Source organism: Microvirgula sp. AG722 (genome assembly GCF_003269145.1).
Taxonomy (GTDB): domain Bacteria; phylum Pseudomonadota; class Gammaproteobacteria; order Burkholderiales; family Aquaspirillaceae; genus Microvirgula; species Microvirgula aerodenitrificans.
Window position 1 is genome coordinate 1 of record NZ_QLTJ01000026.1, and the last position, 26,389, is coordinate 26,389.

Here is a 26,389-nt window from a genome sequence, read left to right on the forward strand (position 1 = left end):
GGGCGTGATGGCTGGACCACTCTGGCTCTGGTGATCGATTGCCACACCCGTGAGCTGCTGGGCTGGCATCTGTCCCGCAGCGGCCGGGCTTGTACTGCCGGCGCAGCCCTGGAGCATGCGCTGATCGCCCGCTTCGGGACGCTGGGTCGCGTACCCGAGCCGTTCCTGCTGCGCTCGGATAACGGCCTGGTTTTTACCTCTCGCAGCTATACTGCACTGGTACGCAGCTATGGCCTGCGCCAGGAGTTCATCACGCCGCATTGCCCACAGCAGAACGGCATGGTCGAGCGGGTCATCCGTACGTTCAAGGAGCAATGCGCGCATCGTCATCGCTTTGAGACCTTGCAGCACGCAAGCCGTGCCATCAGCGACTGGATACGCTTCTACAACACCCGCCGCCCTCATCAGGCACTCGGGATGAAAACCCCGGCTGAAGCGTTTGCTTTAGCCGTTTAACCTGAGCAGGTTTTGCTGGGTCATTACATCTCTGCTGTCAGCCGGCATGCGCCGGAGAGCAGGCCGACGCGCCAGTTCTGTCGGGCATGACAAGGCCGCCGCCATTTCCCCGCCATTCGATTGGGCTGCAGCGGAAACCCTGACGGCCAGGTTGTCGAAAGGTTTCGCCGCGATCCGGCCCCTGTTCGACCGCAGGCCATGAAGAAGTGACTGGGTTCCGCCCGAGGCCATGCTATTGAGGGTGCCGCTCAGCAACGGCTGCCGGAGTCCTGCGGCATGCAGGCCCTTGCCGATGCTGTGGCCAAGCACCGCACCCGCACCGGCTGCAGCGACGGCGGTCAAGTTGAAGTGACCGATGCCCAGTACGCTTGAGGCGCCCTGGGTCAGCGCACTGCCGGCCATGGCACTGGCGCCCCATTCTCCGACGGCCGCATCAAATAAATTTATATATTAGCACTCGAAAAAATACGAACGCCACCGACACTAAAAGCGAAGCATTTTTTGATAGCGAATCATAAAATTTAGATATGGTTTTCGTCACAAACACTAATTATTATTAACTAAGCACCACGCACCTCTTAAAGAAGCATAAATATACATCACTTAATATTCATTAATTCCCCTTCAAAACATTGAAGAAGACGAGCTCCTTTTATATCATCTCCATTCCTGTAGGCAGACAATGATGCATCCAGAATGTTCTGCAACCCAATCAGAAAATCGCCATCCCCAATTTTGTTTTTTACAAATTGCATTCCAACTTGGATTTCTTCAAAAGATTTATCAAGAGTCAATTGCTCATTTGAACTTAAAAAATCCTCTTCCGGGAAATTATCTGGTGCACAAACTATTACAAGTGACAGAAAATCAAGCAGACCATCAAAACTATTAACCCACATTTTATAGCACCTTATTAATTAACAGTAATAATCAAAAGACTATAAGAGCCACCTAACTCAACAGGGCGTACAATCGTAATATACGAACCTTCTGAAAATTTGTAAAAATCAGAAATTTGGCGAGTTGCTTGCCATTTATACCCAATGGTTCCGTCCATAATAAAATTAGCATCTGGAATGCGCACATCTGGTATTCGATAAGCTCCACTACCAGATGGATCTCGCAGCCATCTATTTAAATGAACAGCCTGCCCTATTCCTTCCGAAATTTCTTCACTCCTCAACCATCTTTCCATACGAGCCCGAGCGATCGCGTCAGTACGTTGTCCTATAATAATTTCCTGAGACATACCATCCCGGATATTAAGCCTACCACGCTCTACTGCACGCAATGTTGCTATGTAAGCTTCATCTGTATGACGTTGATAGCGAAGATATACTTCAGTTGCCAATTCGTTTGCTGAGCTGAACTTTCCATATTTTCCTGTTTTATTTGGAATGCTCTCTCCCACCCCTCCAGCATAGCCAAGGCTTCCTTTCCCCCCCCCACCCTAGCAGCAACCCGCCCCCCCACAGACCCGGCCGCAGCCCCACCCATTGCCCGGCCGATCTGCTCCGCATTCAGTTCACCGGGGTGAGCCAGATAGTACATTCCGACAGCAAACTGCCGTGGAATCCCCGCGATGGCATCCATCGTGCCGCGTACCAGTTCCACATTGCGTGCGGCTGCGCCCCGGTCGTCTATCAGCCCGCCACTGGTTCTGGATGCCATGAAATACATTTGATCCGACAGGATCTGTCCTGTGCCAATCAATGCATCCTTCAGCGCTTCGCTGTAGGCATCCCGCGCTCGCTGCATGGCTCCCGGTTCGTCGCCCGGAGGCAGCCGCGATGCCGTCACCACGATCTCATCCAGCATCGCTTCGCCATTCAGCGAGACGTCAGCCCCCCGCTCCAGCGACTGCACCTCGGCAATGGCCGTCTGCCGCCTGCGCTCCTGCTGGCGCCAGGCGGTTTCCGCTCGTGCCTGCAGTCCGCCATCGTCCCGATAGCCGACGGCGTCGTTCTGGCCGGCCACTTCCCGCCGGATCGCTTGTGGCTGCCGCTGTTGCTGTTGTTCCCGGTCCCGTTCGACGGCCGAACCCACCACCTGATGGCCGACGTTGTTGCCGAACGATTCCGCCGCGATCCGGCCCCAGTTCGGCCGCACGCCATGAACAAGGGACTGGGCTCCGCCCGAGGCCATGCTCTTGAGGGTGCCGCTCAGCAACGGCTGCCGGAGTCCTGCGGCATGCAGGCCCTTGCCGACGCTGTGGCCAAGCATGGCGCCCGCACCGGCTGCTGCGACGGCGGTCCAGTTGAAGTGACCAATGCCCAGTACGCTTGAGGCGCTCTGGGTCAGCGCACTGCCGGCCATGGCACTGGCGGCGATGGCGGTCCATTCTCCAGCGGCCGCCCCCACCATCTGCCCGAACGGACCGTAGGCACGCCGGGTCTCGCCGCCCAGCGCATCGATCAGGCTCAATTCGCGCCCCAGCGGGTCGAAGCGCCGTTGCAAGCGCGGTTCGCCGCTGGCGCCCAGCTCGGCCACACGCTGGCCAAGCGCATCCAGTTTGTAGCGGACAGTGCTTTCCGCCGGACTGCCGGCACCACGCGTGACCGCCACCAGCCGGCCGGCGCTGTCGTAATCGTGCCGGGTGGTCGAAGCCTCGTGATCATGGCCACGCACGGTTTCCAGCAGGCGACCGCCCGAACTCCAGCGCTGGCGGGTCGGGTTGCCACTGCCGTCCTGCAGCAGGACCGGCCGGCCCAGGACGTCGTAGTCGGTGGTCTGTTTGACGTCGCCATGGCCTGCCACCAGCCGCGCGCCGCTGTCGATACCGGTGTCCGGCACATGGGCATAGCGGATCCGGGCCAGCAGGCGGCCGGCCTGGTCGTAGCGTGACTCGCTGACCGCACCGGTGCCGTCCTGCTGCCAGACCAGCCGGTTGGCTGCATCATGGATCCGGTGCTCGATCCGGTCGCCGGCATCGTCCGCCACCGTCATGTCATCGGTTGCCGGCCGCAGATGGTAACGAACCCGCGTGATATTGCCGTTGCCGTCGTGCCACCAGCGTGTCATGGCGTGTTCGGCATCGCGGTGGGCGACCCGCCGGTCGTGGCGGTCATACTGGTAGCGGTCGGTCCGGTCGTGCCCGCTGCGGGTGGCAAGCGGCGGTGCCGCACCGTCGAGGGTGACGGCATTGGCAAAGCGGGTCTCGGTGACAAGATTGTGGTTGCCGTCGTATTGCCACTCGGTCAGGTAGCCGGACGCATCGACAAGATGGGTCCGGCGGCCCAGTGCGTCATGCCACTGCCGGGAGCGACGGTCGCGATCGGGGTCCGGCCGCAGCCGCGCCTTCAGCTCTGCGCTGTCGCCCGGCGCCAGACCGGTCAGGTCGATCCGGCTGGCGTAGGCGGTATGGACCGTTTCACGGCCATTGGCATCGTACTGATAGCCGTGAACGCTGCCGTCGGCCGCCACCCGCCACTGCAAACGCCCGGTCCGGTCATGGAAGGTCAGCGTACGCTGGCCCAGTGCGTCGGTGCTTTCCTGCAGATTGCCGTTCTTGTCGTAGGCCTGCGTGGTCCGCAATCGCAGTCCGTACGGGTTGACCACGGTTTCGAGGAGGCGGCCAAGCAGGTCATAACGGTAGGTGGTGATGTCCTCCCCGCGGCCGGTCACCTGCTGCAGCACGCGCCCCTGCGCGTCGTAATTCCAGGTTGAGACCAGCGACAGCTCGCCAGGATCGACGACGGTCACAATCACGCGGCCGTTACGGTCGTACCTGGAGGTACTGACCACGCCATCCGCCCCGGTGGTCCGGACTTGCCGACCCAGTGCGTCATGAAGATAGGTGCGCTGCAGCGCCAGCCCGTCCGGATCGACTGTTTCGCCCTGCAGGCGGCCGGCGGCATCATAGTGGTAGCGGGTCGGCGTGCCGCGTCCGTCACGGCTTTCGATACGCTGGCCGGCACTGTCATGGAGATAGCGGGCCCGGATGTCGCCATCGCGGGTTTCCCGGATCAGCCGGCCGTCATGGTCATATTCGAACCCGGTTTCCAGCCCGCGCCCGTCGAGGTGCCGGACCTGCTCGCCATGGCGGTTGCGGGTCGTCATCTCGCGGCCCAGTCCGCCGGGCCGTTCGATGAGGACGGTACCGGCGGCGGTGTCGTGCCGGGTGGTGCGGATCCGGCCTGCCGCATCGATATGGGCAATCTCGCGGCCGAATGCGTCATGTCGCCATTGCTGCTGGCCATTCGCATCGTGATGGGCAATCCGCCGGCCCAGCCGGTCATACTGGTACCTGTCGGTTTGCTGACGGGCATCGAAATCGGCGATGCGCAGGCCGAAGGCATCGTAACCGTGCCGGGTAAAGCGGTTCAGCCCGTCAGGATCGGCACGGGTCGAGGTCAGCCGCCCGCGCAGGTCGTAGTCATGGTCGGTGTCGAGCCAGCGCCCCTCCCCTTGCGGATCACGCTGCCGGCTCAATTCACCAAAGGCGTTGTAGTGGCGAAAGGTGTCATGCCCCAGTCCGTCGCGTCGCACCTCCCACTGGGCATGCGTGCCGTAGCGGAAGCTGATGGTGCTGTCATTCACCGGTAGCGACAGTGCCGGGACCAGCGCCTCGATGTCATGGCTGGCACCGCCACGCAGCCCGGCCAGCACGCCGGCATCAAGCCGGCTGGCATAGCGCACGACGCGGATCTGGCGACCGAAGGCGTCGTAGCTGTTGTGGCTGACTTCGCCCAGCGGATTGATGGTGTGGGTCAGCCGTCCGGCCGGATCGTAGTAGTACAGCGTCTGCCGTCCCGGGCCACCGACGCCGTCCGGACTCACGGTGGCGATGCGGCGACCACCGTCGTCATGGCGGTGGCGGGTGCCCCAGCGGGCCCAGACCGCTTCGATTTCTGCAGCAGGAGCATCGGCAGCCAGCGCCGCAAGGGCGTGGGCGCCCTCACCGGCGAGCACGGCAACCAGCCGGCCCCGGCTGTCGTGGCGCTGCAGTTCGCGGCGACTGTCGTGCTCGCCGGCGATGCGTTCGCGGCTCTGCAGCCGGCCTTCGCTGTCGTACTGCAGCCGGGTAATCAGACCATTCGGGTCACGCTGCACGATCAGCCGCCCCAGCACGTCGTAACGATAGCGGGTGTGCTGGTCGTCGTGACTGGCCGGCGCCTGCCACGCAGCGTCACCGCCCCCTCCCCGGTGCGCATGGCGGATCTCGTCGCTCAGCCTGCCGGCTTCGTCATGACGGTATTCAGTCAGATAGCCCTCGGCATCAAGCCGGGCGATACGCAAGCCCCGGCCGTCATAGCGCTCGCGGGTGTGCTGGTCGGTCGCATCGACCGCCGGACGCAGCTGATCCAGGCTGGCCTCATGCCGCTGCACGGCATCGGTCCGTACCGCGTAGCGGGTGGTGCCGGTCAGCTGGCTGCTGCCGTCGTAGTGGTATTCGGTCAGAAAGCCTTCACCGTCGAGCCGGCCCAGCAGCAGCCCGTCGCTGTCGTGAAACTGGCGGATATGGCGCGCCTCATCATCCTGCGCCATCGGCGGCAACGGAAGCTCGGGCGCAGCGGCCAGCGCCGCCAGGGCGGCGGCATCCAGCACACGAGAATAGGCAGTGATGCCGACCACCTGGCCGGCGGCATCATGCTGCCAGCGGGTCACCGCACCCCGGGCATCGACCTGCAGTTGCAGCCGTCCGGCGGCGTCGAACTGCCGCCACTCGGCCTGGTCGCGACCGACCCCGGCCAGCGGACGCACCTCGCCCAGCGTGATGTCGTCCCGCGCCAGTTGTTCGGCCATCACCGGAGTCGCGTAGCGCAGGGTACCGATGCAGCGGCCGACCGCATCGTAACGGTATTCGGTCAGCGTGCCGGCCGCGTCGATGTCGGCCACCTTGCGTCCGGCTGCGTCATACAGCAGGTGGCTGTGCTGGCCGAGTGGGTCGGTCTGTCGCCGCAGGCGCCCGGCCCGGTCGTAGTGGTAGCGGGTTTCGCCAAGGACGACCCCATCCTGCCGCAGGACCTCCGACAGTTCCCGACCGAACGGATCCCGGGTCTGTATCCGGGTCAGCCCGTTCGCCAGCGTCAGCGCGCTGTCGGCTCCGGTGTGGACGGTGACATTCTGATTGCCGAGCGCGTCGCGACGGCTGGTCTGCCGCCGCAGGCCGTCGTACTGGTAATGGGTTTCGCCGCCGCCGGCATCGACATGCAGCAACAACAGGCCCCCGGCATCGTGGACGAAGCGTTGTACCTGCTGCCGGCCGTCATCGAGGCCAAGCCCGGTGGCATCGAGCCGGGCGTAATCGATCTGTCGTGACAGCTGGCCGCGCAGGTCGTACTCGCTGTCACGGCGGCGAACGCGCGCCGGGTCCTGCGTCGCCACCCAGTCGCGCAGTTCGGCTTCGTCCGGCTGTGCCGACAGCGCTGCCGCGACCGCATCCGGATAACGCAGCTGCGTGACCGGGTGACCGTCGGCATCGTAGCGGTATTCGGTCACGCGACCGGCTGTGCTGATCTCGAAGCGCCGCCGCAGCCGGTCGTCGTAGACGTGGCGCGTGGTCTGCGCCCCGGCGCTGTCGGCAGCAATGGTCTGTGCCAGCAGTTCATTGCGTTCGCCAAAGCGCCGGCGCACGCACCGGCCATCCGGCCCGCGTTCCAGCACGACGTTGCCGCGCGCATCGTACTGGTATTCGTGACGGTGGCCGGCAGCATCGGTGCGGGCCAGCAGGCGCCCCGCCGCGTCGTACTCGTAACGCAGCGAACCGGCTGCGCTGTCGACGCCGAGCAGGCGGCCGTGGGCATCGTGCTGCAGCACGCAGACCTGGCCGAGCGGGTCGGTCACGCTGGTGGTACCGGCAGCCAGGTCGTAATCGAATGTGGTGGTGCGGCGGTCGGTGGCGCTGCGCACGTCGCTGACGCTTTGCACCCGGTAGCCGTCGCCGATGCGGACATGGGTGAACTCCAGCCGTCCGCCGTCACTGTGGTCGATGCTGGCCAGTCGTGCCGACTCGCCGTCGTAGCCATAGCGGGTCAGGTACACCAGGCCGTCGTCGGTCCGGCCATCCTCCGGTGTCAGGTCGGTTTCCACCTGCTGCAGCCGGCCGGATGCATCATGCCGATAACGGATGGCGATGTGCTCGCCGCGGGCATCCGTACTGCGCAGGGCGGCCAGGCGGCCGGCCAGATAGTCGATGTGCAGGGTTTCGCCGCTGGCACCGGTCACGGCACTCAGCCGGCCGGCATCGTCGTAGGCAAGGGTCAGCGCCTGGCCGTCGGGATCACGGACCGCCTGCAACCGGCCGGCGGCATCGTAGTGCTCTTCGCGCTGGCTGTCGCCATCGGTCCACACGCCGGTGCCGCCAACCGGATCAAAGCGCAGCAGGTCATCGGCACCGCCGCCACTGCGCTCGACGTAGGCCGCGCGGCCGGCGTCGTAGCGCCACACCCGCTCGACACCATCCTCGTCGGTCCGGCGCACGCTGCTGCCGGGAGCATTCAGCGTCCCGTTCCGGCCATGCAGCCGGCGCGCATAGCCGAAGCGCCAGTTGTCGCCATCGTCGCGCTGACTGTTGTAGGAACGCAGCAGTTCGATATCCGGGCCGACCGACACCCGCATGTCGTCGCGTCGTCGCAACTGCAGCCGGCCGCTGGCGGCATCGACCCGTACCCGTTCTCCCCGCTGCCCGAACCCGCCCGCCCCGGCCAGATTGTCTGTCCGGCCGGTGTCTACCCCGATGCTGATCCCCATCATGTGCCACGCTCCCGCCGTGTCTTCTGCAGAAGTTGTCCGCAGCGGGCGAGGATTCATTTAGGGGGGCCGGAAATTAATTTTGTACAGCGCCGGCGAGCCCGGTTTGGCGCATGGTGACGCACATGCCATAGTTTTCCCGTTTTCAGCGACGATCCACGGGAGACGTCATGGACCTGGAAGTACTTGATCAGGAAGAAAAATACCGGCTGGCCATTCACGCATTGCGGCAGCAGCGCCATACCGAAGCACTGCTGCTGCTGAAGCGGGCCGACCCGACCCAGGCCAGCGATCCGCAACGGCTGTACCTGCTCGGCGTGCTGTATGCGGACATCGGCCTGCCGGAGCGCGCCGTTGCGCATCTGGCACTGGCGATCGATATCGATCCCCTGCTGGCCACGGCCCGTTTCCAGCTTGGCCTGCTGCTGATGACCCTGGGCCGGACGGCACAGGCCGTCGAGGTCTGGCAGCAGCTGGACCTGCTCGATGCCACCGCCCCCCTGCGCCTGTTCCGGGACGCGCTGCAGCACCTGCTGGCTGACGAGCTGGCCCCCTGCCGGCGTCTGCTTGCCCTCGGCATCGATGCCAACCGCGACAACCCGGCACTGAATGACGATATGCGCCGCCTGCTGGCACAGCTGGATGACATGCCGGCAGACAACGGCGCCGCCAGTTCGGTTTTCCGGCATGTCCATGCCGGACCGGGCTGAGCACATGGATGACGCCGGCCGCCGTCTGGACCGCGTGCTCGTCTGGCTGCAGGCCGATCCGGCACACGCCGGCCTGCAGCAGGAAGCGGCCGATCTGTGCTATCGGCTCGGACGATTCGACGACGCGCGACACTGGCTGACGCAGCAGGCGCGGTCGGCACCGCTGTCGCCCGCCGCCCGGTCGCTGGACGGCTTGCTGCTGCTGCGCTGTGGTGATGCGACGGCGGCGATTGCGATATTTCAGGCGCTGCTGGCGCAAGGTACCGCCACGCCCGAACTGCATGGCAATCTCGGCTGGGCGCTGGCGCTGGCCGGGCGTTTCGATGAAGCCGGGGAACACGCACTGCGCGCCGTCGAGGGCGGCATCGCCGGCGCCGGCCCGCTGCATGTGCGCATCCTCCACCACCAGGCGCGGCTCGATGAGGCGATCCGCGTGGCCGAGGACGCACTGGCGCACGATCCGGCGCAGTTGCCGCATTACGGCATCCTGGCCACGCTGTATCTGGACCGGGACGAACCGGACACCGCCGCCGCCTTTGCCCGCAAGGTCCGGGCACAGGCTCCGGACGATGCCGATGCCAATACCGTGCTCGGCGTGGCCGCGCTGCTCGGGCAACGCCGCGACGAGGCCGACCGGTTTTTCCGTCACGCCCTGCACCACCAGCCGCACAGCGGACGCGCCCGGGCCGGGCGCGGGCTGGTCGGCATGCTGGACGGGCATCTCGAAACGGCGGAAGACCATTTCCGGCTGGCGGTGGCCGACATGCCGGCTCATGCCGGTATCTGGCACGGCCTGGCATGGTGCCAGTTGCTGACCGGGCGGACCGGGCAGGCACACGCGTCCTTGCAGGCCGCACTGGCGCTCGACCGGACGCTGGCCGACACCCATGGCGGGCTGGCGGTACTGGCAGCCCTGTCCGGCCGCCCCGACGAGGCCGGTGCATGCATCAGGCGCGCGCTGGGACTGGATCCGGGCTGCCTGTCCGCCCTGCTCGCCCGCGGCCTGCTGCTACGCCAGTCCGGTCATGCCGCGGCGGCACAGCAGCAGCTGGACGGGCTGATGAACCAGCCCTTGCTGCCGGACGGCACGACGCTGCAGCAGGCACTGGCCACGCATGTGCTCAACACCCGGCCCCGTCGCCACGCGGCGCCGCGCCGGCGATGAGTCCGCGCAGGAACACCATCAGTACGCAGTCGCCCGGTCCGTCCGGCGCCGACAGCCGCTGCAGGGCCAGTCCATGCGCCAGCGCCATGAATCCCGCGGCCAGTGCAGCCGGCTCAGCCGGGAGCTGGCGGCCCAGCCCGTGGAACAGCCGGGTCAGCAGCTGGCCCAGCGCGTGACGGTGGGCCTCCCACACGCCGAGGAAGGCAACGGCAAAAGCCGGACTGCGCTGGGCATGCAGTTGCAGTTCGATCGACAGCATGGCCCAGTCGGTTTCGCGGTCCAGTTCGGCCGCCCACAGTTCAAGTCCGGCCAGCATCGCGTCGGCAGCGTCGCCGCTCTGGTCGAGAACGGCGGACAGCTGTGCCGCCTCGTCTTCCATGTAGCGCCGCAGCAGTTCCAGCAGGATGTCTTCCTTGCCGGAAAAGTTCGAGTAGAACGCGCCCTGCGAAAAGCCGGCCCGCTCGGCGATATCCCGGATCGACGTCCCGCCAAAACCATGCGACACAAGCAGTTGCCGTGCCGCCTCGATCAGGCGTTCACGCGTTCTGGCCTGGCTTTCCGCACGGCTGGACCGACTGGAGGGGGTTTGCTGGGTCAACGCACGGTATCCGGTCTGTTAAGTTTCGGCCGCAATTATACGTTAGCGATCTGCCGGCGCCCAGTTTCTGCCACTCATTTCAAATTTCAATTGAAATCCAAAATAAAACTGCGCATACTGAATTTCACTTGAAATCCGAAAAAGGTTTTTCACATCATGCCGCTGCAAACCGTCTTCGTGACCGGCGCCACCGGGCTGCTTGGCAACCATCTTGTCCGCGCACTGGCCGGGCGGGGCGTACAGGTCAGGGCACTGGTCCGCTCGCGCGACAAGGGCGAGCGCCAGCTGGGTGACCTGTCCGGTGTCGAACTGGTGACAGGCGATATGGAAGATGTCGCGGCCTTTGCGCCGGTACTGCATGGCTGCGATGCGGTTTTTCATACCGCCGCCTTCTTTCGCGACAATTACAAGGGCGGGCAGCATCGCGATGCCCTGCGCCGCATCAATGTCGATGGCACGGCCAGGCTGATCGACCACGCCTGGCAGGCCGGCGTGCGCCGTTTCGTCCATACCTCGTCGATCGCGGTCCTGAACGGGGAACCCGGCACGCTGATCGACGAAACCCGGCTCCGCCACGCGGCCGATGCCGACGACTACTACCTGAGCAAGATGCAGTCCGACGAGGTGGTGCTGGCCTTTGTCCGTGAGCATCCGGACATGAACGCCAGTCTGGTGCTGCCGGGCTGGATGTGGGGGCCGGCCGATATCGGGCCGACCTCGTCCGGGCAACTGCTGCTCGATACTGTGCGCGGCAGGCTGCCGGGGCTGGTTCCCGGCAGCTTCTCGGTGGTCGATGCCCGCGATGTCGCACAGGCGATGATTGCCGCAGCGACGCATGGCCGGCCGGGCGAGCGCTATCTGGCGGCAGGCCGACACATGACCATGCGTGAACTGGTCCCGCTGATCGGCCGGATTGCCGCCGTGCCCACGCCGACGCGCTCGCTGCCGCTAGCGCTGCTGTACGTGCTGTCGCTGGGCTACGAGCTGTATGCCCGCCTCAGTGGCAAGCCGGTGCTGCTCAGTCTGGCAACGTGCCGGCTGATGGCGCGTGAAGCGGAGCGCTCCCGCTTCGACCCGGCCAAGAGCGAACGCGAGCTGGGGCTGCACTTCCGGCCGCTGGCCGAGACCGTGGCCGACACGCTGGCCTGGTATCGCGGCCATGGCTGGCTGGACGCACCGGCCGGTGCCTGACAGACGGTCAGACCGGGGCGGCAACCAGCCCGTCGACCATGACCATCGCCTGCCCGTGCGAGCAGGCTTCGACCCGGCCCTGCACGCCGTAGACCTCCGCCAGAATGGCCGGCGTCACCACGGCGGCCGGCACCCCGTCGGCAACCAGCCGACCGGCCTGCAGCAGCAGCACGTGATCGGTATGCCGCAACGCAACATTGATGTCGTGCAGCACCACCACCGTGACCATGCCCCGGCGCCGGGTTTCCTGGCGCAGCAGTTCCATCACGTGGAACTGGTGATTCAGGTCGAGCGCGGACAGCGGTTCGTCGAGCAGCAGGATGGCCGGCTCGCGCACCAGTGCCTGGGCAATGCCGACCAGCTGGCGCTGGCCACCGGACAACTGGTCGAGAAAACACAGTGCCAGATGGGCGATGCCGAGCCTCTCCAGCAGGGCCAGCACATCCTGCTCCCGCCCCGACTGGCCGAGGCCGGTCGCGGTTGCCTGGCGGGCAACCAGCACCGATTCGAGCACGCGCAGCCGTACGGCAGGCGGCAGGGTCTGCGGCAGGTAGGCGACCTGGCGCGACGGGCCGTTCTGCCTGCGCAGCGCATGGCCGTCAAACTCGATCCGGCCATCGGCACTGGCCAGCCCGGCCACGGCCTTCAGCAGCGTCGACTTGCCGCTGCCGTTCGGCCCCAGCAGCGCCGTGACCTTGCCGGCCTCGATGCGCGGGGCGTTCAGGTCGTGGATCACTTCGCGCCGTCCGTAGCGGACGTGGACCTGATGCAGGGACAACGACGGCATTACGACAACCTCCCCTGGCGGAATACGATGGCAATAAAGAACGGGATGCCGACCAGCGCAGTCACGATGCCGACCGGGATGATGGTGCCGGGAATCAGGCTGCGCGAGGCCAGCGAGGCCAGCGACAGGATCACGGCGCCGATCAGCGCGCTGGATGGCAGGTAGAAGCGATGGTCCTCACCGACCAGGCGGCGGGCGATATGCGGCGCCACCAGACCGACAAAGCCGATGGTGCCGACAAAGGACACCGTCAGCGCGGTCAGCAGGCTGGCGCGGATCAGGGCATTGCGCCGCAGGCGGCGCACATTGATGCCGAAGCTGGCGGCGCGGTCCTCGCCCAGTCGCAGCGCGGTCAGCCGCCATGCATTGCTGACCGACAGCGGCAGCACGATGGCCACCAGCGCGAACAGCGCAGCGACCTTGGGCCAGGTCGCACGCGACAGACTGCCCATGGTCCACAGCACCAGCCCCTGCAGCGCATCGGCGTCGGCAATGTATTTCATCATCGAGGTCAGTGCCTCGAAGCTGAACATCAGCGCAATGCCGAACAGCACCACGCCGGACGTGCTCATGCCGCCGACCCGGGTCACGGTATCGATCAGCCATACCGCCAGCAGACAGACCAGAAACGCATTGACTGCCACGCTCCAGCCCCCCGGCACGCCGGGCAGGCTGAGGTCGACCACCAGCGCCAGTGCGGCGCCGAACGCCGCCGCCTGCTGCAGGCCGAGCGTGAACGGGCTGGCCAGCGGGTTGTTCAGCACGGTCTGCATTTCCGCACCGGCCAGCCCCAGCGCCAGCCCGGCCGCCACCGCGATCAGCGCATACGGCAGCCGGATGTCCCAGACGATAACTGCCGTGGCCGGATCGGCCGCCTCGCGCTGCAGCAGGGTCTGCCACAGCTCGGCCAGTGTCAGCCCGGACGGCCCGATGGTGAAGTCGAGCAGCAGTGAGCCGACGATGATGGCCGCCAGCAACAGCAGTACCAGCAACCGCTTCGACAGCAGTTGCCGGTAGCCGCCGACAATGTCGTCAGCCGTCGTGCCCAGCGCCAGTTCCGGCGCGCTCACGGCCGCCCCCCGACCCAATAGGTGCCTTGCGGCTCAATGGCAAGGAATTCCTTGTGCATCCTGACCCACGACGCCTGCGGGTCCAGCCGGGCGAAGCGGGCCGGATGCAGCCATTTGGCAATCTGCTGAATCAGCACGACGTGGTACGGCGTGTTGTAGAAGTGATGCCAGGCGCCGTAGGTATTGCCGTTGCGTACCGCCGCCAGCGCACCGACATGGCCGCGCCGGGCCATGCGCTGCAGCGACTCGCGCGCCATGGCCGGGGAGACGTCCGCGCCGAACTTGAGCCCGGTGCGCGCATCGGGCGCGCCGGCGCCGGTGGCGATATAGACCGACGGGTTCATCGCCAGCACCTTTTCCATATTGACTTCACCGAGCGCGATCGGCAGCAGCGTGTCGCCGATATTGCGCCCGCCGGCAGCATCGACCATCTCGCCGAGGCTGCCCTTGCCGGCCGAGGCCACGTGATCGAACGCACCGGCGCGCACATCGAGGAACACCGTGGGCCGCTTTGCGGCGGGAATGGCACTGACTGGTCCGGTCACGGCACGCAGCTGCTCCTGATAGAAGCGGATAAAGCGCTCGGCGGTCGCCTCGCGCTGCAGCGCCTTGCCCATGATCCGCAGGCTGGGAATGGTGTTTTCCATCGGCTTGATGCGGAAGTCGACAAAGATCACCGGCACCCGCGCCGCTTCGAGCTGCTTGACGATCGGGTTGTCGAGGCTGGGCCCGTGGCCGGCAATCGAGAACACGGCGATGTCCGGTTTCAGCGTCAGCACTTTTTCGGCGCTGACCGATTCTTCATTGGTCTTGCCGATCAGCGGGATGCGGTCGATGGCCGGAAACTTTGCCTTGTACTGGGCGTAGGTCTGCGGATCGAGATAGCGGAAGTCACCCTGCCAGCCGGCAATGCGCGCCAGCGGCTGCTTGCCTTCCAGCAGCGCAAACGCATAGAACAGCCGGCCTTCACCAAGCAGGATGCGCTCGACTTTGGCCGGCACCTCGACCCGACGGCCGGCGATGTCGGTCACGACTGCCGCCTGCGCCGCCATGCCCATCCACCCCATGACCAGTCCCAGCGCCAGCTTGCGACCGGCGGCGAACCACCCTCCTCCAACTTCAGACATGCCTTTTCCTTGCAACAAACTAATGAATCTCCGGTCCGCCGGGCCGGCAACGGTCGGCGGCAATCTGTCACGGCGCCGGTTGCCAGACCGGCGACAGCAGCGTCGTGCTGCGCGTGACCAGTTCGACGTGCGAGCCGATCACGTCCTGCAGCCGCGCCAGCCCGGCGTCGTCGCCGGCCTCGCAGTGCAGCTCCATCGCGTCTGCGGTGGCTGCCAGCCGGCAGACACCGAACGGAAAGCGGATTTCGCCGTGCCGCTCGTCGAACTCGACCGGGATCTTGCGGGCGAAGTGCTTGCACAGCTTGAACAGATGCCGGCTTGCATCCGGCGTGGTCAGAATGGCGGTCGATGTGCGCACGGGAACCTCTCTTTCAATGGAAAACGGCAACGCCGAAAGGGCACGGGGCCCTTTCGTTCGTCACTGCCCGGCGCATTCAGCCCGGGTCAGAAATGGGCATTCAGCTTCACCCAGTAACGGCGACCCTCGTCGACCATCCAGTTGCCGTCCAGGCCCTGGTTGCGGCCGCGCGGGTCGATGTCGACAATCTTGTCGGTCAGGTTCAGCACGGCGGCGGTCACGGTGAAGGTCTTGTTGATCACGTACGAACCGCCAAGGTCGAAGGTGGTCGATGCCGGACGCTCGCGCACGCCGGTGGCGCCGTTGCGGAAGGCCGCCCAGTACTGTTTGCCGTAGTAGCTGGCGCGGGCATAGGCCAACACCTTGTCGGTCGGGGTCCAGTCGAGCTGCAGATTGGCCATGTCGCGCGGCGTCTTGTCCAGCGGGCGGCCGTCGAGCGAGCCGCCGTTGTAGGCCGGCTCGCCGCCGCCCTCGCGCTTCGAGTCGGTGTAGGTGTAGTTGCCGGACAGCTTCCACTGCTTGTTCAACTGCTGCGAGGCACTGAGCTCGACCCCGCGGATATTGACCTTGGCGATGTTGTCGTACACGTAGATGCTGCGGCCGCTGGCGCGCGGATCGGGCACGCCGGTGTCATAGCTGACCACCTTGTTCCGGAAATCGTTGTTGAACACGGTGAAGCTGGCACTGCTGCCGTCGGCGTCGTAGCGGATACCGATTTCCTCGGTCGTGCTTTCTTCCGGATCGAGGTCCGGGTTCCCGCACAGGGTGCCCTGCTTCTGGCTGCCGCCGCCGCTGGTCATGCAGTAGCCGGCCGTCGACTGGCGCAGGGTCGGCGCCTTGAAGCCCTTGGCCACGCCACCGCGCAGCGTGACTGCCGGCGTCAGCGCATAGACCGCATACAGGCGCGGCGTCACGTGCGAGCCGTAGCGTTCGTCATGGTCGAGCCGCGCGCCGGCAGTCAGCGTCAGGGCGTCGGTGGCATGGAAGGCGTCTTCGGCGAACAGCGCCCAGGTATTGATGCTGACCGAGTCGGCATTGACCGGATAGCCCTTGATCGACGCTTCGCCGGCAATGTCCTCGACTTTCTGCGACCCGTACTGGGCGCCGAGCTTCAGCATGTTGCGGCTGAACGGCAGCGTCAGCAGGGCATCCAGCGTGGTATTGGTGGTTTTTGGTTCCGATGCGCTCTTGCTGCCGCCGGTCCAGGTTTCCTGCTTGCCGATTTCCTGGTACAGCGCCAGCGTCGAATTCGCCCAGCCCCAGCGGCCGTTGTGGGTAATGGCCCAGTTGTCGCGCGTATGCCGGGTTTTCAGGTCGGCGGCGTTGTCAGCCAGCGTCCGGCCGGCCGTGCGTTCGTAGGTCAGCGCATTGTGGCCGGCCTCGAAGGTCAGGTCCTGGTCGGCGCTCGGCGTGACCGTCAGTTTGGCGGTCAGGCTGCCGTCGCGGGTGCCCTTGGCGCCGCCGGTGCTGTTGCCCGGATAGAACACATGGTCTTCCGCCCGGTCGCTGTAATTGCCGTACACCTGGAAGCCGACCAGGCCGTCGCTGACCGGTCCGCCAAGCCAGAAGTCGCCCTGGCCGGTATCGCCGTAGCGCGAGTGCTCCTGGAAGATGCCGCCCAGATTGACCGAACCGTGCCACTGCGCCGGCACCTTGCGGGTGATGATGTTGATCACGCCGCCCATCGCATCCGAACCGTACAGCGACGACATCGGCCCGCGCACCACTTCGATGCGCTCGATGGCTTCCAGCGGCGGGATCATGCTCGGCTGTACGCCGCCGGTACCGCGGTTCATGGTCTCGCGGGTGTTCTGCCGCTTGCCGTCGACCATGATCAGCGTGTATTCGCCGGACATGCCGCGGATCGAGATGTCCTGCTCGCCGCTTTCGCCGACGATGCTGACCCCTTCCAGATGGCGGACGGCGTCCTTCAGGTCGGTGAACGGCTGGCTTTCCAGATCCTGGCGCGTGAGCACCGAGATGCTGGCCGGTGCTTCCTTGATTTTCTGTTCGTAGCCGGCGGCCGTGACCACCACGTCGGGCAGGGCCACGGCGGCGTCACTGGCCGGTTGCGCGGCCAGCGCGCCGGAGGCGTACAGGCTGCCGAGGGTGCCGGCGATGATCGCCAGGCGCATGGCCGGTCGGCGTGCCGGCAGCGGGATGATTTGTCTGGTATGAGCCATGGGAACTCCGTTATCTACGTCAACACTGGCTGCGGGGCCGTGTCCTGGCGGATGCAATGGAGACCCTGATCGTGAAGCGCAGGCATTATTGCATGGCAGCAGACGATTGAGAATCATTTGCATCTCGTTTTGTCGGCGCCTAGTATTCCATACCGTTTTTCAGACTGCCTTTGCGCAAACAAGTAAGACCTTTGCGCAAGACAATCCCGCTTCATCGCCGCCTGCCGGCCATGGACAATCCGGGCCCGGCCTTCCCGCCGTGCCCTGCCCACCGGAATTACTGCATGACATCTCCCGAGACGACGCCGCGACTGGTCAGCGGCTCGCAAATCATTCGCCTGTCCGGACTGGTCGGCTCCGGCTACCGCTTCAACCAGCCGGGGCTGGCTGCCGACGTACCGGTGCTGGCCGGCGACTTTCGCGTTGCCCGGCTGCGGCCGGGTCTGGTCGCGCACTGCACCCAGGTCGAGAACCTGCACAGCATGACCAGTCAGGTGCTGCTGGAGCCGGGGCTGAAATTCTCCCTGCTGCTGGATGGCCAGGCCGATGTCGCCTTCGGCCATCGCCGCTTCCAGTTCGGCCCGCACCGCGACGGTCGCGGCCGGCTGCGGCACGAATGCACGCTGCTGTCGCTGGCCGAACCCGATCTGTTCGTGCGCCGCGCCCGGCGCGGCGGCAGCGAACGCAAGGTCAGCCTGACCCTGTCGCCACAATGGCTGGCCCAGGCCGGGGTCGACAGCGACGACGTCATCCGCACCTTCTGCCGCGAACACCTGTCGGTCCGCAGCTGGGTGCCATCAGCCTCGCTGGTTGCACTGGCCACGCAGATGCTGTGCCCCCCGCCCGGCAGCACGCTGATGCAGAACCTGTATCTGGAAAGCCGCGCCATTGATCTGGTCGCCGAAGCACTGGCCGTGCTCGGGCAGCCGCTGCCGGCCGCCCCCGGGCGGCTGCGGCCGCGCGAGTACGCCCGGCTGCTCGATCTGGCCGACTATCTCGACCAGCATCTGGACGATGCGCTGTCACTGGACACCATCGCCCGCGAGGCCGGGCTGAACGTGACCAGCCTGCAGCGACAATTCCGCGCCGCCTTCGGCTGCACCGTGTTCGGCTACCTGCGTCAGCGCAAGCTGCTTGCCGCCCGCACCGCGCTGGAGAAACACGGCGTCAGCGTCGGCGAGGCCGCCCATCTGGCCGGCTACAGCAGTGCTGCCAACTTCGCCACCGCGTACAAGCGCGCGTTCGGCATGCCCCCGAAACTGTCCCGGACCCGGATCTGATGCCCCGCCTCCCGCTGCTGCTGACTGCCTGCCTGTTTGCCATCCTGCCCGCTGCCGCCGTCAACGCCGGTGACGTCACGCTGCCGGGCACGACCCGCTTCGATCTCGCCGCCAGACCGGACGGCGGCGCGTACCGCATCTTCGTGGTCCGCCCGGACCGCCCGGCGCCGGCGGCCGGCTACCCGGTGCTGTACCTGCTCGATGCCAATGCGGTCATCGGCACCGCCGCCGACGCCCTTCGCGCCCGGCAGGATCTCGAACCGGCGGTCATCGTCGGCATCGGCTACCCGACCGATCAGCCGTTCGACATTCCACGCCGCTTCCACGACTTCACCCCGCCGACCGCTGCCGCCAATCTGCCGGCGCAGATCGCACCAGGCCAGCGCACCGGCGGCCAGACCGCGCTGCTGGACTTTATCGAGCAGCAGCTGAAGCCGCGCATCGAGCGTGAGCTGCCGATCGATCGCCGCCGGCAGACGCTGTTCGGCCACTCGCTTGGCGGCCTGTTTGCGCTGCATGTGCTGTTTACCCGGCCACAGGCTTTCCAGTCCTATGTGGCGGCCAGCCCGTCGATCTGGTGGAACCGCGAATCGATCCTGGCCGAGGAAGCGGCCCGGCCGGGCATCAGCAACGGGCCGGCCCGCCTGCTGCTGACGGTCGGGGCCAGAGAGACCCGCAATCGCATGCGTGACAATACCGCCGCCATGGCCGCCCGGCTGGACGCCAGCCGCGATATCGATGTCAGCTTTGCCCTGCTCGATCAGGCCGGTCACGGGGCGTCGCTGCCGCTGTCCCTGCTGCGAGGGCTCGATACGGTACTGTCGCCGCTGCCGCGCGGCCTGCTGGAAGCGCCGGCATCCGGTCAGTGACCCGACCCCGTTTTATGCACTAGCGACACAAAGCGTTGACATTGGCATTGAATTGGCGCGCAAAGACAATCCATTGTCGTCCGATGACAATAAAGCGCTTTCTTCCTCACAGTAGACTCGGCCTCACAGTACCGGCCCGCCCCGCCACGGCGCCCGCCAGGCGAGAGGCCGGTCACTGCCCTGGAGATTCTGCATGAAACGCCTGTGCCGCTCGCTATTCGCACAAGTCCTGGTCGCCCTGGTCGCCGGCATCCTGATTGGCGTGTTCTATCCGGATTTCGCCATCAGCCTGCATCCGCTCGGCGAAGGTTTCATCAAGCTGATCCGCATGCTGGTCGGGCTGGTGGTGTTCGCCGTGGTCGTTTCCGGCATCGCCAATGCCGGCGAGCTGAAAAAGGTCGGCAAGGTCGGGCTGACCGCCATCGTCTACTTCGAGCTGGTCACCACGCTGGCACTGGCGCTGGGGATTGCCCTCGCCTACCTGCTGCAGCCCGGTCACGGCATGAATGTCGACGTCAGCGCGCTGAATGCCGGCGTCGCCGGACAGTATCTGCAATCCGCCCATCAGGTCACCGACAGCGGTTCGGTGGCCTTCCTGATGAAGATCATCCCCGACAGCGTCTTTTCCGCCTTTGCCCGCAACGATGTGCTGCAGATCCTGCTGATCGCGATCCTGTTCGGCTGTTCGCTGTCGCTGATGGGGGAAAAGGGCCGCAATCTGACCGCGCTGGTCGACTCCTTCTCGACCCTGCTGTTCGGGGTCATGGGCTTCATCATCAAGCTGGCGCCGCTCGGCGTGCTCGGTTCGGTGGCCTTTACCGTCGGCGAATACGGCTATGCGTCGCTGCTGCAGCTCGGCTATCTGGTCGGCACCTTCTATCTTGCCGTGACCCTGTTCATCCTGGTGGTGCTCGGCACCATCCTGCGCATCGCCGGCTTCAGCATCGTGCAGCTGATCCGCTATCTGCGTGAGGAAATCCTGGTGGTGCTCGGCACGGCGTCGTCGGACTGCGTACTGCCGCAAGTGATGTGCAAGCTGGAGCGGCTGGGCATCAGCAAGCCGGTAGTCGGGCTGGTGATTCCGACCGGCTACTCGTTCAATCTGGATGCGTTCTCGATCTATCTGACCCTGGCCGCCGTGTTTATCGCCCAGGCGACCAATACCCCGCTGTCGCTGACCGATCTGCTCGGCATTCTGCTGATTGCGCTGGTGACATCCAAGGGCGCCCACGGCATTCCCGGCTCGGCCATCGTCATTCTGTCGGCCACGCTGGCGTCGCATCCGTCGATTCCGGCGGTCGGTCTGGTGCTGGTGCTGTCGGTCGACTGGTTTATCGGCATCGGCCGCGCCGCCGGCAACCTGATCGGCAACTGCGTCGCCACCGTGGTCGTCGCGGTCTGGAGCAAGGCCATCGATCATCAGCGCGCCCATGAGGTATTGAGTCGCCCGGCCGCGCCGGTCGACCAGCAACACTGCTAGAGCCCGGGCCCGCCCGCTCTCCGGCCAGCCACAAGATACCGTCCCATGGAGAGCCCCACCATGCTGCAGTCCCTGCGTAGCAAACTGATCGCCACCATCAGCCTGTCGATTGCCATTCCGGCCATTATCCTGACGCTTGCCGCCTACCAGCGCATGCGTGCGGAACTGCTCGAAAGCGTGTCACTGCAATCCGATATTGCCAGTAGCTCGTATGCGAAGAATGTCGACGACTGGCTGGCCGAAAAGCTGAGCCTGATCGACGCGACCGCGCCGGGCGTGGCGACCGGTGACCCGACCCCGATCCTCGAGGTGACCGGGCGGGCGCGGGACGTCAACTTCGCCTTCCTGGGGCTGGCGGACAAGCGCTATCTGGCATCGCGGCCGCAGAACCTGCCTGCCGATTACAACCCGACCGGACGCCCGTGGTACAAGCAGGCGACTGACGCCGCCACCCGCCCGATCGTCACCCCGCCCTACCCGGACGCCGGCACCGGCAAGCCGATGGTGTCATTCGCGCGCCGGGTGCTGCACGGCGATGCGCAGATCGGCGTGGTCGGGCTGGCGGTATACATGGATGGGCTGGTCAAGAGCCTGCTGGGTGCCAAGCTTGCCTATGACGGCTATGCGATGGTGGTCGACCATGACGGCAAGGTACTGATCCACGCCAGCGAGGCCCTGCTCGGCAAACCCCTGCAGGAACTGGCGCCCGAACTCGACGCCACGCGCCTGGCCGAGGCGGCCAGGTCGCAGGCCATGCTGCAGACCACGGTCGGCGGGGACCAGGAATTCATCTCGGTGCGCCGCATCGACAGCAGCGGCTGGTATCTGGTCGTGGCCATGGACAAGGACCTGGCCCTGGCGCCGCTGGACAAGCTGCTGATGTTCTCGCTGGTGCTGATCGCGGTCCTGCTGCTGGTGCTGCTGCCGCTGGGCACGCTGATGGTCAGTCGCATGCTGGCCGGACTGATCCGCATCCGCGATGCCATGACCGCCATTGCCTCCGGCGGCGCGGACCTGTCCCGTCGCATCGACGTGGCCGGCCGCGACGAGATCGCCCAGACCGCACAGGCCTTCAACCAGTTCCAGGGTACCCTGCGCGAGCTGTTCGTGTCGGTGCAGCAGGAAGCCGCCAGTCTGACCGATGGCGTCGGCGCCCTGTCCGGCCTGTCGACCCGCATGGCGGCCGAGTCGAGCGAGCTGGCCAATCACAGCGGCAGCAATGCCGCAACCATCGAACAGCTGACGGTCAGCATTTCCCACATTGCCGACTATGCCGGCGATACCAGCGGCAAGGTCGAGGCGACAGGCAAGCTGTCGCTCGAAGGCGCGCAGAGCATCAAGAAGCTGTCAGCGGAAATGAGCCAGTCCGCGTCCATCGTCCGTGACCTGTCGTCGCTGTTCGGCGAGGTCAGGCAGCATGCCGACAATATCGGCGGCATCATTCAGGTGATCAAGGAAATCGCCGACCAGACCAATCTGCTGGCGCTGAACGCCGCCATCGAAGCCGCCCGCGCCGGTGAACAGGGCCGCGGCTTTGCCGTGGTGGCCGACGAAGTCAGAAAGCTGGCGGAGCGGACCGGCCAGGCCACAACCGAGATCTCGCAGATGATCGACGGCATGCGCAGCGCGACCGGCAGCGCCAGCGACAATATGGAGCGGACGCTGAACTCGGTGGAGTCCGGACTGGCGCTGACCACCACCACCGCCAGCGACATGGACCGCATCCAGGCGGAAATGGACGAGGTGGTGCGCAATATGCACGAGATCGCCCATTCGACCAGCGAGCAGTTCCAGGCCGCCACGCTGATGTCGCAGAACACCGAACGCGTCACGCAGCAGGTCCGTTCCAGCGATGAAGCGCTGCAGTCGGTCTCGGTCCATCTGCTCGAACTGACCCGGCTGGCGGACAATATCCGCGCGCTGTTCAAGCAGTTCCGGCTGTAGGCAAACGAGAATCGTGCTGCGGGCGCAGCACGATTCTTTATTCCATAACGATATTAATAGCGCAAAATCGCTTCCATGCAGTACTAAACAACCCTCCCTACCATGGCCGCTTTCCCGTCAGCACAGGAGCCGGCCATGCCCCGTTTTGTTGCCCGCCTTTTCGTCCTCTTCGCCGCTGCGCTGATGCTGTCCGTCAGTGCCCAAGCCGACGACTCCGTCATCCGCATCGGCTACCAGAAATTCAACACGCTCAATATTCTCAAGGGCACCGGCAATCTCGAACGCGCGCTGAAGCCGCTCGGCATCCAGGTCAAATGGCATGAGTTCGCCGCCGGCCCGCAACTGCTGGAAGCGCTGAATGCCCGGGCGATCGATTTCGGCCACGCGGCCGACGCGCCAACCGTGTTCGCCCAGGTCGCCGGCATCGATCTGGTGTACCTCGCGGCAGAGCACCCGTATCCGAAGGGCATTGCCCTGCTGGTACCGGCCGACTCGCCGATCCGCTCGGTCAGGGAGCTGAAGGGACAGAAAATCGCCATCGGCCGCGGCTGGAATGTGCAGTATCTGCTGGTACGCGCCCTGGAGCAGGCCGGCCTGCGCTACGAAGACATCCAGCCGGTGTATGCGACCAATGCCGCCGATGCGCGGGCCGCATTCGAGTCCGGACAGGTCCAGGCCATCGGCCTGTGGGACCCGTATCTGGCCGGCCAGCAACTGTCCAGCAAGGTGCGCGTGCTGCGTGACGGCAGCGGCCTGTCCAGCAACCGGACGTTCTATGTCGCCTCGCGCAGCTATGCCGGCAGCCACAAGGAGGTGTTGCGCCGGGTGTTTGCCGAGCTGAAAAAATCGGAGCAGTGGGCCCAGCAGCATCCGCAGGCGGTCGCCGATCTGCTCGCGCCCCAGCTGGGGGTCGACGCCAGGGTGCTGAAGCTGGCCACCGAACGCCGCGACTACCAGGTGCAGCCGGTCGATGCCCGCATCGTGCAGGAACAGCAGCAACTGGCCGACACCTTCAACCAGCTTGGCCTGACCCCGCGCAAGATCCGCGTCCAGGACGCGGTGTTCGCCGAGTCGCTGCTGTGACGGGGACGCCCGGGTCCTTCCGGTTTCCGTAGTTCACATCCGGGGTCGGGTCGGGCACGGCAGCCCCGCACATCCTGCACCGCGATGCCGGGATGTGGCTGACACGAAGCCGGCCAGCGGCGGCCGGTGACGTGCTACAGCCGGGTCACGCGCCCGGCTCGAAGCCGATCGACACCGAGTTGATGCAGTAGCGCTCGCCGGTCGGCTCGGGACCGTCGGGGAACACGTGGCCGAGATGCGCATCGCAGCGGGCGCAACGAACCTCGATGCGCACCATGCCGTGGCTGGTATCGCGCAACCGCACGATGCTGCCGGGCACTGCCTCGGCCCAGAAGCTCGGCCAGCCGCAACCGGCATCGAACTTGGTCGACGAGTCGAACAGCGTCGCCCCGCAGCAGATGCAGCTGTAGCGACCGTCCTTGTTGTGGAAATAGTGCTCGCCGGTGAACGGCCGCTCGGTCCCGCCCTCGCGGGCGACCCGGTACTGTTCCGGTGTCAGCTGTTCCCGCCATTCGGCAGCGGACTTGACGATCCTGTCGCTCATGCGTGTCTCCCGCGGCGTCACCGGCCCGGCGTGCCGCTCAGATGTGGTAGCTGGACTTCTTCAGCAACTGCGAAGTCAGGTGCATCAGGGTCTTGACCGGTGCCGGCATCGGCGCTGCCCCCAGGTTGTGCGCGGTTTCGGCGTGGCGGGCCTCATCGTCACGCATCTGCGCAACCACGGCGCGGCTCTTCGCATCGTCGGCCGGCAACGTCTGCAGATGCTCGTCCAGGTGTGCGGCGACCTGGATTTCGGTTTCTTCCAGGAAGGCCAGATTCCAGCGATCGCCCAGCGCACCGGCGGCAACGCCCATCGCCAGCGACCCGACATACCAGACCGGATTGAGCACGCTCTTGCGGCCGCCGAGGTCGGCAATGCGCCGCTCGGTCCAGGCCAGGTGCTCGGTTTCTTCCCAGGCCGCCTGCTTCAGCGAATCGCGGGTGGCCGGATCGCGCGCGGTCAGCGCCTGCCCCTGGTACAGCGCCTGGGCGCACACCTCGCCGCAATGGTTGACCCGCATCAGCCCGAGGGCGTGACGACGCTCGGCGTCGGACAACCCGGCCTCGGCCACGTCCTGGTCCGGGTGCGGTCTCAGGCTGGAGGCCGACGCGAACACGGTGCGCAGGCCCTTGTCGAATTCAACGATCAGCGTGTCAAGCATGGTTCCCGTCCCTGTGAAAGTCAGTCGCAGATTATAGCGGCATGGCGGGTGCGATCGTTATAATCGGCAAGTTTCACTGTGCGGTGACCTGTCCCGCCTGATTCCCCTTACCCCAATGAAGGAGCTTTCATGAATCTCGACCGCATCCCGGCCGGCAAGGACGTGCCGAACGATTTCAACGTCGTTATCGAAATCTCGGCCAATGCCGCGCCGATCAAGTTCGAATTCGACAAGGAATCGAACGCCCTGTTCGTCGACCGTTTCATGGGCACGTCGATGATGTACCCGGCCAACTACGGCTTCGTGCCGCAAACGCTGTCCGAAGATGGCGATCCGGTCGATGTGCTGGTAGTCACCCCGTTCGTGCTGCAACCGGGCGTGGTCGTGCGCTGCCGCGCACTGGGCGTGCTGAAGATGGAAGACGAATCGGGCGTCGATGCCAAGGTCGTTGCCGTGCCGGTCGAAAAGCTGTGCCCGATGTACAAGGACATCCAGAAACTGGAAGACCTGCCGCAACTGCTGCGTGACCAGATGGTGCACTTCTTCGAGCACTACAAGGATCTGGAAAAGGGCAAGTGGGTCAAGATTACCGGCTGGGCCGATATCGCAGCCGCCAAGCAGGAACTGCTTGATGGCGTGAAGCGCTACACCGCCTGAGTTTCCGACCGGCGTCGCCATGGCGCCGCGTCACGGGCCGCCCCGCTCCGGTGGCGGCCCGGCATGCCTGCCTCCCGCGTTCCGTCCGTCAGCCGCAATGGCTTCGATACCGGCTGAACGCCTATACCAGATTATTGCCGTGCCAGCGTCTCCATGGCGGCAATCCGATCCTGCCATACCTCCAGTTCACTAGATCATCTCGCCCCACGGAGGTCTCCCTCCATGTCCACCGAGCCTGTCTCCGTCGCCCCGCCGACCCTGCCCACCATCCACGACGCCCTTCCCGGCCCCGGTGACGGCAGCGGGCCCACCCTCTCCGCCGGCCTGGTCTCGTTCGACATCCCGCTGTCTCTCCCCGTCGCCCGCGAATCCGCCCCCGCCCTGACCCTCGGCTACAGCGCCGGCGCCGGCAACGGCCCCTGCGGCACCGGCTGGCGGCTCGCCCTGCCGACCATCCAGCGTCGCACCCGCCTCGGCGTCCCGCAGTACAACGACGACGACGTGTTCGTCGGCCCCGATGGCGAACCGCTGGTTCCC

At 65.6% G+C, this 26,389-nt stretch carries 23 protein-coding genes; 11 read left to right on the forward strand and 12 right to left on the reverse strand.

Translation table 11 applies throughout. From position 1 onward, the window contains the following. Positions 1-456: integrase core domain-containing protein (locus DFO50_RS18035; RefSeq protein WP_146745144.1), on the forward strand; the 456-nt coding region annotated here is incomplete at its 5' end. Here the strand turns inward: DFO50_RS18035 and DFO50_RS19005 are convergent. The 4 genes from DFO50_RS19005 to DFO50_RS18040 all read right to left on the reverse strand — a co-directional run bounded on the left by DFO50_RS19005 (position 445) and on the right by DFO50_RS18040 (position 8,151). Beyond that, on the reverse strand, positions 445-858 hold the full coding sequence (locus tag DFO50_RS19005) for a hypothetical protein (protein ID WP_146745145.1): 414 nt from the start codon (positions 856-858) through the stop codon (positions 445-447). The genes DFO50_RS18035 and DFO50_RS19005 overlap by 12 nt on opposite strands. Before the next feature lie 197 nt (positions 859-1,055). Next, positions 1,056-1,355 carry a hypothetical protein gene (locus DFO50_RS19010; RefSeq protein ID WP_146745146.1) on the reverse strand — a complete coding sequence of 100 codons (300 nt, stop codon included), beginning with the start codon at positions 1,353-1,355 and terminating at the stop codon, positions 1,056-1,058. A 14-nt stretch (positions 1,356-1,369) separates the two neighbouring features. Continuing rightward, the gene (locus tag DFO50_RS19015; protein ID WP_146745147.1) at positions 1,370-1,807 is read right to left on the reverse strand and encodes a hypothetical protein; all 438 of its coding nucleotides are present in this window, start codon (positions 1,805-1,807) and stop codon (positions 1,370-1,372) included. Then, positions 1,753-8,151 carry an RHS repeat protein gene (locus DFO50_RS18040; RefSeq protein ID WP_158537500.1) on the reverse strand — a complete coding sequence of 2,133 codons (6,399 nt, stop codon included), beginning with the start codon at positions 8,149-8,151 and terminating at the stop codon, positions 1,753-1,755. Before DFO50_RS18040 ends, DFO50_RS19015 begins: the two co-directional genes overlap by 55 nt. A gap of 167 nt (positions 8,152-8,318) precedes the next feature. On the opposite strand from DFO50_RS18040, the gene DFO50_RS18045 reads away from it, so the two are divergent. After that, complete coding sequence (locus DFO50_RS18045) at positions 8,319-8,858, forward strand: lipopolysaccharide assembly protein LapB (RefSeq protein WP_112692965.1); 540 nt, start codon at positions 8,319-8,321, stop codon at positions 8,856-8,858. Beyond that, positions 8,842-10,023 carry a lipopolysaccharide assembly protein LapB gene (locus tag DFO50_RS18050; protein WP_158537501.1) on the forward strand — a complete coding sequence of 394 codons (1,182 nt, stop codon included), beginning with the start codon at positions 8,842-8,844 and terminating at the stop codon, positions 10,021-10,023. The genes DFO50_RS18045 and DFO50_RS18050 overlap by 17 nt, the downstream gene beginning before the upstream one ends. Here DFO50_RS18050 and DFO50_RS18055 read toward each other — a convergent pair. Then, positions 9,980-10,621 (reverse strand): TetR/AcrR family transcriptional regulator, encoded by a 642-nt coding sequence (locus tag DFO50_RS18055; RefSeq protein WP_112692967.1) that lies wholly within the window; start codon positions 10,619-10,621, stop codon positions 9,980-9,982. The genes DFO50_RS18050 and DFO50_RS18055 overlap by 44 nt on opposite strands. 156 nt (positions 10,622-10,777) lie before the next feature. Here DFO50_RS18055 and DFO50_RS18060 point away from each other — a divergent pair, with 156 nt between their 5' ends. Beyond that, positions 10,778-11,812 (forward strand): SDR family oxidoreductase, encoded by a 1,035-nt coding sequence (locus DFO50_RS18060; protein ID WP_112692968.1) that lies wholly within the window; start codon positions 10,778-10,780, stop codon positions 11,810-11,812. A gap of 7 nt (positions 11,813-11,819) precedes the next feature. Here the strand turns inward: DFO50_RS18060 and DFO50_RS18065 are convergent, their stop codons facing one another. From DFO50_RS18065 to DFO50_RS18085, 5 genes are all read right to left on the reverse strand, one after another. Then, positions 11,820-12,599, reverse strand: a complete 780-nt coding sequence (locus tag DFO50_RS18065) for an ABC transporter ATP-binding protein (protein ID WP_112692969.1) — start codon at positions 12,597-12,599, stop codon at positions 11,820-11,822. Continuing rightward, on the reverse strand, positions 12,599-13,669 hold the full coding sequence (locus tag DFO50_RS18070; RefSeq protein WP_233495304.1) for an iron ABC transporter permease: 1,071 nt from the start codon (positions 13,667-13,669) through the stop codon (positions 12,599-12,601). The genes DFO50_RS18065 and DFO50_RS18070 overlap by 1 nt, the downstream gene beginning before the upstream one ends. Further along, positions 13,666-14,796, reverse strand: a complete 1,131-nt coding sequence (locus DFO50_RS18075; RefSeq protein WP_051529048.1) for an ABC transporter substrate-binding protein — start codon at positions 14,794-14,796, stop codon at positions 13,666-13,668. Before DFO50_RS18075 ends, DFO50_RS18070 begins: the two co-directional genes overlap by 4 nt. Before the next feature lie 67 nt (positions 14,797-14,863). Further along, positions 14,864-15,154, reverse strand: a complete 291-nt coding sequence (locus DFO50_RS18080) for a DUF2218 domain-containing protein (protein ID WP_112692970.1) — start codon at positions 15,152-15,154, stop codon at positions 14,864-14,866. A gap of 86 nt (positions 15,155-15,240) precedes the next feature. Then, entirely contained in the window at positions 15,241-17,337 is a 2,097-nt protein-coding gene (locus DFO50_RS18085) for a TonB-dependent receptor domain-containing protein (protein WP_112692971.1), read from the reverse strand. Between the two features lie 284 nt (positions 17,338-17,621). Between DFO50_RS18085 and DFO50_RS18090 the strand changes: the two genes are divergently transcribed. The 5 genes from DFO50_RS18090 (at position 17,622) to DFO50_RS18110 (ending at position 23,993) form a co-directional block, all read left to right on the forward strand. Further along, positions 17,622-18,617, forward strand: a complete 996-nt coding sequence (locus tag DFO50_RS18090) for an AraC family transcriptional regulator (protein WP_158537502.1) — start codon at positions 17,622-17,624, stop codon at positions 18,615-18,617. Further along, complete coding sequence (locus tag DFO50_RS18095; protein WP_112692973.1) at positions 18,617-19,486, forward strand: alpha/beta hydrolase; 870 nt, start codon at positions 18,617-18,619, stop codon at positions 19,484-19,486. Before DFO50_RS18090 ends, DFO50_RS18095 begins: the two co-directional genes overlap by 1 nt. A gap of 193 nt (positions 19,487-19,679) precedes the next feature. Beyond that, positions 19,680-20,966, forward strand: a complete 1,287-nt coding sequence (dctA, locus tag DFO50_RS18100) for a C4-dicarboxylate transporter DctA (RefSeq protein WP_107889776.1) — start codon at positions 19,680-19,682, stop codon at positions 20,964-20,966. Positions 20,967-21,026: 60 nt separating this feature from the next. Continuing rightward, entirely contained in the window at positions 21,027-22,910 is a 1,884-nt protein-coding gene (locus DFO50_RS18105) for a methyl-accepting chemotaxis protein (RefSeq protein WP_158537503.1), read from the forward strand. 135 nt (positions 22,911-23,045) lie between these two features. Then, positions 23,046-23,993: an aliphatic sulfonate ABC transporter substrate-binding protein gene (locus tag DFO50_RS18110; RefSeq protein WP_107889774.1), complete on the forward strand. Its 948-nt coding sequence runs from the start codon at positions 23,046-23,048 to the stop codon at positions 23,991-23,993. Between the two features lie 145 nt (positions 23,994-24,138). Here DFO50_RS18110 and msrB read toward each other — a convergent pair whose 3' ends face one another. Further along, on the reverse strand, positions 24,139-24,537 hold the full coding sequence (gene msrB, locus DFO50_RS18115; protein WP_107889773.1) for a peptide-methionine (R)-S-oxide reductase MsrB: 399 nt from the start codon (positions 24,535-24,537) through the stop codon (positions 24,139-24,141). A gap of 37 nt (positions 24,538-24,574) precedes the next feature. Next, entirely contained in the window at positions 24,575-25,195 is a 621-nt protein-coding gene (gene coq7 / locus DFO50_RS18120; protein WP_028500326.1) for a 2-polyprenyl-3-methyl-6-methoxy-1,4-benzoquinone monooxygenase, read from the reverse strand. A gap of 129 nt (positions 25,196-25,324) precedes the next feature. Here coq7 and ppa point away from each other — a divergent pair, with 129 nt between their 5' ends. Further along, the gene (ppa, locus tag DFO50_RS18125) at positions 25,325-25,852 is read left to right on the forward strand and encodes an inorganic diphosphatase (protein WP_028500327.1); all 528 of its coding nucleotides are present in this window, start codon (positions 25,325-25,327) and stop codon (positions 25,850-25,852) included. A 222-nt stretch (positions 25,853-26,074) separates the two neighbouring features. Continuing rightward, a partial coding sequence (locus DFO50_RS18130) for a SpvB/TcaC N-terminal domain-containing protein (protein ID WP_304598485.1) occupies positions 26,075-26,389 on the forward strand: 315 nt, incomplete at its 3' end.